Genomic DNA, 8,615 nt, shown 5'->3' on the forward strand with positions numbered 1-8,615 from the left:
TAGCTGACCTGCCACGGCCGCGAGCGGCGAAAACCGGGGGCGGCCGGATCGCTGATCACCGTCGTCACATCCGGATCGACGAACACGTAGAGGCCGCCGAAATGGCTGGTCCAGTAGGCGTTGTGTCGGAAGATCACCTGGTCGGGTACCAGCGCGTTCTCGCGGATGTCGCCGCAGATCTTGGCGAGCTCGACCATGCGGGTCAGCATGGCGTTGTCGCGCCAGGCATCTGGCTCCTGCTTCAGCCGGTCGACGAGCTTGCCGAGTTCGGCTGCCTTGCCCAGCACATCCTCGGCCGACAGCACCTTGAATTCGACCTGGCTGATCGACAGCAAGTCCTCGATGTCGTTGACCTTGGGAATGGAATCCTCGATCTCGCCGTAGATGACGTCTTTGATCGTCAGCGCATCGATGGCGCGCCGGTTCCTGGACATGAACTCGAACATCAGTTGCGAGGTGTTGGAGAAGGCGGTGTGCACCACCGGCAGGTCAATCTGCGACGGCGTCAGGATGATGAAACGGCGGTTGACCTCATTGGGATCGAGATAGTCATAATCATCGCATTCCTCGGCCACTTCGGGCGAGAAGCCGGTGCGGTCGATCTGGAAGCTCTTCAGTTTCGTCGGCTTCAAGCCGAACGCGGCCAGCGCCTTGTTGTAGCGCTGGATGAGGTGCGGCTCGTCGACCGTCAACAGCCGGCCATAGATCAGCTCGTTGTCACGCAGGAGATCGGGTTTTTTGGCGGGGGTCATTGCCTACCTCTAGGCATTCCATAGCCCCTTCTTCTTCATCTCCTCCATCTCGCGCGCGGCTCGCTCGCGCAGGCGGGCGTCGCGCAGCAGCTTTTGTACGGCGGAGTCGTCGGACTTGTCGGAATAGCGGAACTCCGAGTCGGCATAGCGGTTGATCTCCTGCATGACCATGTCCATCGAGAACGGCCCGCGCAGTTCCTCGATCATCGCTTTCTTCTCGTCGTAGCCCTTGTGCATGAAGACTTCCGGCCTCTCGAACCAGTCGTCGGGAAGCTCGATGTCCATCGCGCGCATCTTGATAGCGTCGGTGACGTTCTTGATGGCGCGGCCGGTGAAGCGGGGCTCGGCATCCTTGATCAGGTGCAGATAGGTGCCGATGTCGGCCATCGATTTCGGTGCGCCGTTCTCCTTCATGTAGCGTTCGTAGACCTTCACCAGCCCGTCTTCTTGCGGCTTCTCGTGCTGCTCATAGGCTTCGGTCACGGCGCGCTGGATTTCCTGCGCGGCGTAGAGATCGTGGTCGCCGAGCGGGATCTTGTGGTTTTTTCCCGCCAGCAGGACAAAAATGTCGATGTAGTCGTTGCGGCTCTGGGGCCCGTCGACCAGCCAGCGGGCGCCGGCGCGCTGGCGCAGCGCGTCGTCGACATTTTCGGGATAGTTGGAGAACATGCCGAACGAGCAGTTGCCGCGCACCACGGTCGCGGCACCGGCGAAGGCATCCATCAACACGCCGGTGATTTCCTGCTGGCCGGCCGAGGCGCGGTCGTCTGAGCGGCGCGCCGCCACCTGGTCGATGTCGTCGATGGTCCCGAATCCGATGACGCGCGGGTTCAGCACATTGTTGATGAACTGGCGGCAGTTCTGGCCTGATTTGCCCTGATAGGACGAGATCTGGTCGACGCCGAAATTCTCGTAGGCGAAGGGATAGCCGGCGACCTGGCAATAGCCGTTGACGAGGCCGGCGATCATCTGGATCAGCGTCGTCTTGCCGGTGCCGGGGGCGCCGTCGCCAATGAAGGTGAACAGGAAGCCGCCGAGTTCGACGAACGGATTGAGTTCGCGCTCGAAGTCGTAGGCCATCAGCATCTTGGCGAGCTTGACCGACTGGTATTTGGCGATGTGGTTGCCGACGACCTCTTCCGGCTTCTTGAATGTCATCACCAGCGGTTTTGAACGCTTGCCCGGCGCGACGTCGAAACCATCGAGGGTGAAATCGTCGGCATCGATACGGATATGCGCGTTCTCGAACGGGCCGATGCCGTCGAAGCGGCCCTTGCGGGCCAGAAGCCCGTCGATGGCGACGCGGGCGAAGGCGCGCGCCCTTGTCATCAGGTCGGCGTCGTCGGACGATCCCGAGATCGCCTTGTCGAGGCCTGCCAGGATCGACTTCACCGCATCCTGCGGCGTATCGAACAGGAAGTCCGGTTCGGGACTGTCGTTGGGCGCCTCGCCGTCGCTGTCGATCAGCTGGAATAGGTAGGAGGCGAGGCTGAAGGCCGAAATGTAAGCCGAGGCCGACAGAAGCTTCTTGAAGGTGGACGCCTCGTCGCCCTCGAGCGGCGCGCGGGTGTTCTTGGCCTGCAGACTTTCAAGGTCCGAGCCCTCGGCAAAGACGTCCGATATTGCCAGCGCGATCGCCGTGCCGCGCCGGGCGCGAAACAGGAGCGTGTGCTGCGGGATGGTCAGCAGCTGGTCGTCGGGATGAACGGCGCCGACGGTCTTGGCCAGCTCGACCTCGCGCGTGCGGCGCACCGAACCGACCGAGACGGTCGAAACGAAGCGGCGATTGGTGCCGGCAAGTGCTGTGCCGGAGGAGCTAGACGGGTCCTCCAGCACGACGACACGGGTGATGAAGCTCTGCGCGGTAGCGCGGTGCTTCTCGATGGCGGCTTCCGGGATGGTGGTCAGGCCGGTATCCATGAAGGGTGCTCCGTGGTGTGACGGTCAGACGTCTGAGATGACCTGTCCGTTCGACAGAATGTGAACCTTGTAGCCGGCAAAGATCTTCTGCGCCTCGCCGGCGGCGTAGAGCGCCTGATAGGCCTCGTGCGGGATCAGCGCATGGTTTTCGTAGCTCGACACGCCCTGGCGCGCGGCTTCCAGATCGTCGGTATTGATGAAGAATTCCTGCGTCGTCTTCTCGCTGGAAAACAGCCCCTTGCGGCCGGGTTTCTCGGCCTTGGAATAGACTTCCTGGATGGTCCAGGTCAAAAGCCAGGCATTTTCCGGCTTGCGCACCTTGGCCAGGACTTCGGTCACCGTCGAATTGTTGTCGGTGATGCCAGCCGAATAGAACGGGCCGAGCACGACGCGGCGCAGCTGCTTGGGATGCAGCTGCTCGAAATCCTTGTCGAGATTGACCGCGATGGTCGCCGGCGACAGCGTGTAGGCGGAGTTCTTCTCGGTGAAATCGTCGAAACGGTGGGCAAGCTCGGGATTGAGCAGGCCATCGACCGGCAGAGGAATGTCGATCGTCTCGTTCAGCTTGCCGTTTCTGTCGACGAGCTGGCGGATCATCGTTTCGGACGAATCCTCCACCGTCACCATGTAGACCAGAGGCAGGTTGGCGCTGCCGTCGAACGTCGCCCAGTGGACGAGATAATAGGGCCGCCCCGTCTTCGGATTGACCGAGACCTTGGCCGTTTGCGCCAGGGTGAACGGGCCGAACGTGTTCTCGCTTTTCACGTCCTCGAGATAAAGCCGCTCGGCTATCGACTTCTGCAGCGCCGCGGGGAATTCCTTGTGGCGCAGGATGAAGTCGGCCATTTCCTCGCGCAACTCGCCGGCGAGCGGAATGTTGGCAAGCCGCGCGTCGGCCTGGCGTCGGTCGTTTTCCAGTTCGAGCAGGTTCTGGAACACCGGAAATCCGCTTTCGGCGCGCGAAATGCGGAATGTGTCCATGAAGCCCAGCCGGTTGCGCCAGCAGGAAAACGACTTGTCGAGCCTGGCGATGTGTTCGGCGACGATCTTGGCGACGATGCCGTGCCGGTAGAGCGGCGAGCGATCGTCGCGCATGAACACTTCAAGGCCGCTGAGCGCGGCCGTGATGGCGGAAAAATACCGTGCCGCCGCTTCGTTTTCGGGGGTCATGCCTGGTCGCTCGCGGGCAGTGCTGTCACCCTTAAGACTGCACGTAGTTAGCCGAATTGTGCTTCTTCAGCACCTCGTCGAAGCGGCGGGCGAAGGCATCGTCGGCCAGCTTCTTGCGGCGCTGGATATCGGCGGTGGCGACCATGTTCTTCTCGTGCATCTCAAGCAGGTCACCGATGTGCTTTTGCGAAGCAGCACCGATACCGGCCATGGTTTCCTCGGCGGTGTTGTCGACCTGGCTGCCCAGCGTGTTGATCTTGTGGGCGACGTCCTGCTGGGCGGCGGTCTTCAGCGAATCTTCCAGCGCCTTGTAGAGCACGATGCGCTGCTCGGTATCGATGGTCAGCTTGTTGATCAGCGTCGATTGCGCGGCGATCTGGTTGTTGAGCGAATCGACGAAGGTCTGGAACATCGAGGTGTAACGCTCGAGCGTCTGGCTCTCGGCCAGCAGTTCCTGCTCCTTGGCCTGCTTTTCGTTGTATTCCGTCGCCAGCTTGGAGCGTTCGCCTTCGAGCTGCGTGCGGTCCTTCTGGCTGGTCGAAGCGGCGATCTTGTTTTCGATGTCGAGCAGCATCGGGTTGAGCTCCTCGATGCGCTTCTGCACGGCTTCGAGGTTGGTCATGGTGGTCTTGCGGCGCTCGATCACCTGCGACAGGCTGGTTTCCGAGGTCTTGTAGCGTTGGTCGAGAACCTCTTTCTGCGCCTTTAATATGCCGACGATGGTGTCGGATTTGACCAGCAGTTCCTGCAGATTGCCGGCCAGCGACATGTTGCGAACGCGGTCGGTGCGCATGCGCTGCTTGCTCTGGCTGGAGAAGATGCCAATGAATTTTTCCCAGCCGGTGTAGTTCTTCATGCTCTCGAACTCGGCGCCGAAGACGTTGGTGGCGTCCTCCAGCCCGATGATCAGGTCGGCAATGTTGCCTTCCATCACCTTCTGCTGCTTCAGCACATCCTCGATGCGGGCGTTCTCGAGGTCGAAATTGGCGTCGCCGATCTTCTTGTCTGATGTGGCAAGCGTATCAAGCATGGTGCCGGATTGCTCGATCTTGGAGCGCATGTCCTGCACGACCTGCTTGGTCTTGGCAATTTCGGCGTCGAAATTCTGCAATGTCGCCATTGGGGCCTCCCGCTTCGGCATGACGTCGCTGGTCGCGAACAGCGGCGAATATATGTGGGGCATCAGGGGATTGAAAGACGTGAAGACAAGGGCGGCGTGAAAACAAAAAAATTCGTCAGGGTCTTGAAAGCCAGTGAAGGCTTGGGCTTAGCGTGATTAGCTTGCCGACCAGCCATAGTTCAGCTGTCATTGAACTTTCATGCGGCAAGGCGAAGGCGCACGGATGCCTTTGTATTGGGCAAACCACCGAAGCAATCGCGGCCGCGATATGCGACGAGAAAGCCGGTTTTACAGAGCTGGCGAACAGCGGATCAGGGCTTGGGATCGGCCTTCAGATAGGCGATGACATTGGCGATGTCGTCGTCCTTGGTCAGGCCGGCAAACGCCATCTTGTTGCCGGGCACTTTCAGCTTGGGTGCCCTGAGATACTCGGCGATATTGGCTTCATCCCAGACCAGGCCGGCGGCGCCGGCACTCTTCATCGCCTCGGAATAGCGGCCAAGATAACTCTCGGCGCTACCGGCGGTGCGGCCAAAGACGCCCAACAGATGCGGACCGACCTTGTCGCGGTCGGTGGCGGCTTCATGGCAGGCCATGCACCGGTTGAAGGCCTTCTTGCCCAGGGTCGGGTCGCCGCCGGCATGGGCCACAAGCGAGCTGGCGAGGAGAAGGATGCTGGCGGACGAAGCGGCTCTTAACATGCTGCCCCCGGAGAGTTCTGGCTGGCGGCCTTATAGTACCGAGCCTTTAACAAACGCTGCATCGCGGCGGGATTGCGGAAGACAGGCCCGCGAGTCAGGCCTGTTGTGCCAGATCGCGGCGCAGGAAATCATTCAGCCGCTCGACCGCCTGGGTCGTCGACAGCGGGTTGCGCAGGATGCCGATTTCGAGGTCCGGCAGCACCGGCAGCCCTTCATTGCCGCCGACGATGCGCAGCGATGGCGGTACGCTGCGCATCGCAAGGCCAGCCACCGCGAGCCCGGCCTGGACGACGGCGATCAGGCCAAGCAGAGAGGCGCTTGAATAGGTACAGCGATAGGAGCGGTCGGCATCGCCAAGCGCCTGCAGGACATTCATCCTGGCGGCGCAGCCCGGTTCGAACAAGGCGACCGGAAGCGGGTCGGCCTCCCAGGCGACATGGTTGGGCGAGGCGACCCAGACGAAGCGTTCCAGCCGGATCACCTCAAGCGGCTGCTCCGGCAAGCGGGTGATGATCGCCAGATCCAGCCGCCCCTCCGCCAGCGTCTTCACCAGCGCGGTCGACTGTTCGCAGATCAACTCCACCGTCACCAGGGGATGCTCCGCCGCGAAGCGTGAGAGCACGGGCGGCAGGAGGAAGGCGGCATAGTCGTCGGGCACCCCCAAGCGGACGCTGCCTGTCTCCTTGGGCCGGGTGACGCTTGCCCAGGCTTCATCCGACAGTTTCAGCAACCGGCGCGCATAGATCAGGAAATCCTCGCCGATCGCATTGGGAGTGACGGTTCTGGGACCACGCACCAGAAGCTGGTTGCCGACCATCTCCTCCAGCCGCTGCATCTGCATGCTGACCGCCGACTGGCTGCGGCCGACCCGAGGTGCTGCATTGGAAAGGCTGCCGCTCTCGACGACGGCGACGAAGGTTTTCAGCAGGTTGAGATCGAGTGGCGCGGCCATGGTGCTATCAGCATATCGAATAGATCATTCCAAATCTATTCGCTTGTTTGAAGGTGGCGCCAGTGACCAGATGGTTGGGATCGCTGGGAACCACCACATGACGGACGCCTCGACAGCCCGCTTCCCGGCCGCGAGCCTTGCTCTGGCAATGGTGATCGCAGGCACGGTCGGCGCCTTCGCCACGGAATCGGGGCTGCATCCCGTCACCGTCGTCTTCTGGCGATGTGTGTTCGGCGCGATCTTCCTTCTCATATGGTGCCTGTTGCGCGGCTACCTGCCGGATCGGACGCTGTTGCCGTCCCGGCTTGCCCTTGCAGCACTTGCCGGCGTGTGCATGGTGCTGAGCTGGACAGCCTTCTTCGCCGGCTTCGCCATGACGTCGATCGCCACGACGACGATTATCTACCATATCCAGCCGTTCTTCGTGGTCCTGATCGGCGTGGTTTTCCTAAGGGAACGCATCTCGCCCGACCAACTGCTGTGGATGCTCGGTGCGTTTCTCGGCGTCGTGCTGGCCAGCGGCCTCGTTTTCGCGCACGGTCATGCCGATGCCAACTGGGTGCCGGGCATTGCGCTGACGCTGGGCGGCGCACTGCTCTATGCCGTTACAACGATCCTAGCCAAAGGCCTGGGCCAGCAGCGCGCCGAAATCACGGTACTCTGCCAAACGGTGGTGGGGGTCGTCATGCTCGCCCCGTTCGCCGGCGTCGGCCAACATATTGCGCCTGCATCATGGGGCTGGCTGCTCGGCATCGGCGTGCTGCACACTGGCATCGCCTACGTGTTGATGAATTCGGCCTTCCCACGCCTGACGACACCGGTGATCGGCGTCATCACCTTCATCTACCCGGTCGTCGCCATCATCGTCGACTGGGCTATCTATGGGCATCCGCTCGGACCGGCGCAGGCAGCCGGCATGGCACTGATTGCGCTGGCAACGCTTGGTGTGCGGCTTGGCTGGCGGTTTCCAAGACGGCGTGTCTCGACCGTGTGAGCCCGAAGCAATTCCCGGGAAAGCACATAGCGCTTCCCCTGGAATTGCTCCAATAACCAAGAGACAGAGTCAGCCTTTGATAAAGCCGATGAAATCGTCTGGCGTGGCGCGGCCCATCTCTTCCTCCCAGTGGCGGCGGCAGAGCGAGACATAGACATCCTTGCCGATTGCCACCTGCTCGCCCTGGCGCGCCACCTTGCCATCGGGGCCGAGGCGCACGACCATCGTCGCCTTGCGGCCGCATCGGCAGATGGTGCGCACTTCGCGCAAATCGTCGGCGATGGCCAGTAGCGCGCGCGAGCCGGAAAACAGCTTGCCCTGGAAATCGGTACGCAGGCCGTAGCACATGACCGGGATGTTCAACCGGTCGGCGATGCGGGCGAGCTGCCAGACCTGCTCCTCCTCGAGGAACTGCGCCTCGTCGACGAAGACGCAATGCACTGACGTATGCGCGTGATGCTCGGTGACGCGGGCGAACAGATCGTCGCCATCGCGGAACATCTCGGCTTCCGTCTCCAGGCCGATGCGCGACGAGATCAGGCCGGTGTCGCCCTTGCGGTAGTGGCCGGCGACGAACAGCATCGTGCCCATGCCGCGCTCGCGATAATTGTAAGAGGCCTGCAAGAGCATCGTCGTCTTGCCGGCGTTCATGGTCGCATAGTGAAAGTAGAGCTTGGCCATGCCGCTCTTTTAAGCCGACTTGCCCTGATACGGGGAGGGGCGGTCGCCCGCATTCCCCTGAAAAAGCCGGCCCGTCTTCGAAAAAACCGTCCGGCATGGCAAAAGCGCCTGATGTGTCGCTGATTGGCCAGCCCGCGCCGTTGATCGCGATTGTCTTAATGCTTGAAACCACACCAGAATGGTGTTTGGCTGACGAAACAAGGCGGGCATAGAAACCGTAGCTACGCTTCGCCAAAGAATCACAATGGGAGACTGTCTATGTCGCGTATGAACTCTTTCGTCGCCGGCCTCGGTCTGGCGGCTTTTTTGTCCACCAGCGCTGCCT

General features: G+C 61.6%; 8 protein-coding genes. 1 reads left to right on the plus strand and 7 read right to left on the minus strand.

Features of this window, described 5'->3' with window-relative positions:
* From EN749_RS24145 to EN749_RS24170, 6 genes are all read right to left on the minus strand, one after another.
* Nucleotides 1-752, minus strand: a 752-nt coding sequence (locus EN749_RS24145; protein WP_348629373.1) for a DUF6638 family protein, incomplete at its 3' end; no start/stop codon positions are given.
* Nucleotides 753-761: 9 nt separating this feature from the next.
* Entirely contained in the window at nucleotides 762-2,672 is a 1,911-nt protein-coding gene (locus EN749_RS24150) for an ATP-binding protein (RefSeq protein WP_128289526.1), read from the minus strand.
* A gap of 24 nt (nucleotides 2,673-2,696) precedes the next feature.
* Nucleotides 2,697-3,842 carry a hypothetical protein gene (locus EN749_RS24155; RefSeq protein ID WP_128289525.1) on the minus strand — a complete coding sequence of 382 codons (1,146 nt, stop codon included), beginning with the start codon at nucleotides 3,840-3,842 and terminating at the stop codon, nucleotides 2,697-2,699.
* Nucleotides 3,843-3,873: 31 nt separating this feature from the next.
* Nucleotides 3,874-4,962, minus strand: coding sequence for a hypothetical protein (locus EN749_RS24160; protein WP_127266549.1), 1,089 nt, complete (start codon nucleotides 4,960-4,962; stop codon nucleotides 3,874-3,876).
* Between the two features lie 311 nt (nucleotides 4,963-5,273).
* The gene (locus tag EN749_RS24165; protein WP_128364114.1) at nucleotides 5,274-5,663 is read right to left on the minus strand and encodes a cytochrome c family protein; all 390 of its coding nucleotides are present in this window, start codon (nucleotides 5,661-5,663) and stop codon (nucleotides 5,274-5,276) included.
* A 94-nt stretch (nucleotides 5,664-5,757) separates the two neighbouring features.
* Nucleotides 5,758-6,615 carry a LysR substrate-binding domain-containing protein gene (locus tag EN749_RS24170; protein ID WP_127320773.1) on the minus strand — a complete coding sequence of 286 codons (858 nt, stop codon included), beginning with the start codon at nucleotides 6,613-6,615 and terminating at the stop codon, nucleotides 5,758-5,760.
* 97 nt (nucleotides 6,616-6,712) lie between these two features.
* Here EN749_RS24170 and EN749_RS24175 point away from each other — a divergent pair, with 97 nt between their 5' ends.
* Entirely contained in the window at nucleotides 6,713-7,609 is an 897-nt protein-coding gene (locus EN749_RS24175) for a DMT family transporter (RefSeq protein ID WP_127266552.1), read from the plus strand.
* A 69-nt stretch (nucleotides 7,610-7,678) separates the two neighbouring features.
* On the opposite strand, the gene EN749_RS24180 is transcribed toward EN749_RS24175, so the two are convergent.
* Nucleotides 7,679-8,290, minus strand: coding sequence for a thymidine kinase (locus EN749_RS24180; RefSeq protein ID WP_127266553.1), 612 nt, complete (start codon nucleotides 8,288-8,290; stop codon nucleotides 7,679-7,681).
* Between the last annotated feature and the right edge of the window lie 325 nt (nucleotides 8,291-8,615).

Origin of the sequence: Mesorhizobium sp. M7A.F.Ca.ET.027.02.1.1 (assembly GCF_004022985.1) — a bacterium.
Classification (GTDB): domain Bacteria; phylum Pseudomonadota; class Alphaproteobacteria; order Rhizobiales; family Rhizobiaceae; genus Mesorhizobium.